The 2,562-nt window shown below is 31.5% G+C and carries 2 protein-coding genes and 1 pseudogene; 1 reads left to right on the forward strand and 2 read right to left on the reverse strand.

The genetic code is table 11. The features are described 5' to 3' along the window. Nucleotides 1–232: 232 nt before the first annotated feature. Nucleotides 233–373 (forward strand): annotated as a pseudogene (locus AC1EK4_RS11855) (sigma factor); the annotation flags it as partial. 237 nt (nt 374–610) lie between these two features. Here the strand turns inward: AC1EK4_RS11855 and AC1EK4_RS11860 are convergent. Both AC1EK4_RS11860 and AC1EK4_RS11865 read right to left on the reverse strand, forming a co-directional pair. Beyond that, entirely contained in the window at nt 611–1,471 is an 861-nt protein-coding gene (locus AC1EK4_RS11860) for a class I SAM-dependent methyltransferase (RefSeq protein ID WP_480358405.1), read from the reverse strand. Nucleotides 1,472–1,636: 165 nt separating this feature from the next. Beyond that, entirely contained in the window at nt 1,637–2,251 is a 615-nt protein-coding gene (locus AC1EK4_RS11865; protein ID WP_036897245.1) for a TetR/AcrR family transcriptional regulator, read from the reverse strand. Between the last annotated feature and the right edge of the window lie 311 nt (nt 2,252–2,562).

A 2,562-nucleotide genomic window follows, 5' to 3' on the forward strand; every position in this document is an offset into this window, starting at 1 on the left:
GTTTTGTCTTTTAATAGGTCTTTTCCTGTTTATTTCAAACGTGGATTAAGGTGCAAGGTGTCGCTGAATAGTTACTGTAGCAGTTTTAGGGCTGATTCTACTATACAAATTATAAATAACCTCATAAGTCTGATATGCCACAATTAGATAAGAGCATTTTATTAGGACTTCGAAATGGTCAATTGAAGCATTTTGAAATGGTATTCCATCATTATAATAGGTATATAATTTCGCATTCGACTTGTTGAAAGATGCAGCTGCAGCTCAAGATATTACCCAAGATGTGTTTGTGCAGGTTTGGAATCATCATGAAAGTATTGATTGTGATGCAAATTTTGAAAGTTATTTGTGGTTCATCCGACATTTGGAGTGATGAACCATAAGCTCTTATATTCATATAGTTACGAAGTAATAGCCTCCGCTAAAAGCCTATAAAAAGCCATTTTATAAAAACAAAAAATCATAATTCAAGCTTTTCTAAAGTCGGCGTTGCCGAACTGCTGTGCGACATCGTTAAATCCTTTTATATAAAGCTGTTATAATGGAGGTTTGTTATCTTCTACGACAACGTTGATTATATCTATCACTCCAAATTCCTGATGAACCAAAATTATTTTCTCAGCACATAAGTGCAAGAAGTCGTGTAAAAGTTTCGTAAATATTTTATCTTCGAAAAAACAGGCGAGAGAAGTCGTGGAGTCAAATTAAATTTTTGCTTATAATGAGGATTGATAAGCCATAATTGCCGTTTAACTATCCGAAAACCAATTGTTTTTATAAGTTTTTCAAAACTTTCAACAGTCACTTGTGAGCGTTTTATACTAAACAGTTCCTGAATAGTATCACTATGAGTTCCATTGAGTGTGAGGAAAGCTTTATAAAGAGGATTAGGAAGAAGATGTATGAATGGAATTTTAGAAACAAAGCCAGTACTGATTTGTTGATGTCCACCAAAAGGATTTTGCCATGCAGGAAAGCATACAAAAACTAAACTTTTTTCTGTCATGAACTCTTTTATATGAGACAAAAATTCTTTCTTACAAGGAGGTTCTATATGCTCTATCACATCCCTAAGTATTATAATATCAAATTTTCCTATTCCCTCTTTTGAATTATTAAGTAACATAAAATTTTCACATATAAAAGTACCTTTCTGATTTTCTCTCTTAAAAAAATCTACAGCTTGTTCTATGCGTGAGCCGCATATGTCTATACCTGTTACCAAACATCCTATTTGAGCAAAAGGTAGCAGGTTTCCTCCCTCCCCACATCCTATTTCAAGGACTTTTGTTCCTACTCCTATATTTATATAGGAACGCAGTAATTCTATATAGAAGTCTTTGGTTGTACAAGCCAACTCTTGAAAGTAACGAAATCTATCTTTGTGCCTTTTTTGCATTTTTTTTAATATTAAAAAAACACACGAGTTACTATAATGTTTTTTTGCAAGAAATTTGTCATAGTAACTCATGTGTTTTTATTCGGTACGAAAGTAATCTCGTTACCGAATTGGTTTGTAAAATGTCGTTATTATTCTATGATAAACTGATAAGTCCTAAATATTGTTCCATATTATCATTTTCTACAACCCTATTAGGCAAAAATGAAGAAACTCTTGTTATATAAACTCCTCTCATTATTTTACAGCATTATAGATTAACATGTATTTCCTTCTTAATTCTTGGATACTCAATCCATCACCCGTAATAGCAAGTAAAAAGGAGTCTCCGTAATACAAGGAACGGAACAATGATATTGCCAGCTCAGACTCCACATTACCACTCAACTCTCCACATTTGACACCTAAATCATAGTAATGCCTCCATTGATTATGAATTAGTATCTCTATTTCATTATATTTTTCCACAAATCCATTATAATGAAAAGATGCAGATGCCAATAAATTCACATATTGCGCAGAGATGTTTTTATCAATTCTGTTTTCTTTCATCACTCTCATTCGTTTCTCTGTATTATTCAATTCATAGTCAATATAAGTCCAGAATGGAGTTTTCTCTGAAGCAGGAATATCCGCATTCAACGTATCAGATATGAAATCAAATATAAACTTATCGATAACAGCCTTATATAATCCTTCTTTATTTTTAGTTCGATAATAAATAGAGCCACGAGTTATTCCTGTGGCTTCTTCTAAATCTCCAGTTGTTACATTTACATATTCTTTTGACAAGAAGAGTTTAAATGCTTCTTGCAATATATAATCTGTCTTATCTTTTGTTTTGCTTCCCATAAATAATAGATTCTAAATTATTATAATGGTGATACTAATCTTTTAATGTTCGCAAATATCTGAAATTTTATAATTGTAACCAAATTTTTCGGAGGTTTTTTCTTTAAAAAGTTTCTTTTTTCTCTCTTTTTCATGTGTTGCAGTGTAAAATGGTTGATTATAAGTCTTTTTGCTGGCATAATAACGACACTAAAACTTCTAAAAATTATTTCCTATAGAGTTAGATGTGATTAATACGCGAGTTCGGGATAAAAAAAGCATTTAAAAAGTTGGTAATCTCGCTTATTATTTGTACCTTTATAGGTGATAAT

This window comes from Prevotella sp. C0026C3 (assembly GCF_056590795.1).